The organism is Paraburkholderia sp. SIMBA_030, assembly GCF_046535245.1.
In the GTDB taxonomy this organism is placed as follows: domain Bacteria; phylum Pseudomonadota; class Gammaproteobacteria; order Burkholderiales; family Burkholderiaceae; genus Paraburkholderia.
The window spans coordinates 1-261 of the sequence record NZ_JAWRXB010000865.1; the positions used below are offsets into that span (position 1 = coordinate 1).

Consider the following 261-nt stretch of genomic DNA (forward strand, 5'->3'; position numbering starts at 1 on the left):
GCCGTGTTGCCGGCCTCGGTCAGCGAGCGGAAGCGGTCGAGCGACACGCGTGCGCGCAGCAGGTACGACGACGTGTCGTCGAGCGTATGGATCGCCGGCAGATCGACGTGCGCGATCTCGTCGAGCGAGCGGCTCGCGTGATCGAGCGCGTAAAGGCCGAGGCCGCCGACCGCGGCGGCCAGGCCCACGAGGATGAGTCCGACCGCCGTGAGCGTCGTGCGGATCGACCAGTTATGCAACATTGCAGATTCTCCCGAAATT

At 67.0% G+C, this 261-nt stretch carries 1 protein-coding gene; it reads right to left on the reverse strand.

Features of this window, described 5'->3' with window-relative positions:
• Nucleotides 1–242 (reverse strand): Tar ligand binding domain-containing protein (locus tag SB772_RS42470; RefSeq protein ID WP_410838829.1); only part of this gene is annotated, 242 nt, incomplete at its 3' end.
• Nucleotides 243–261: the final 19 nt, after the last annotated feature.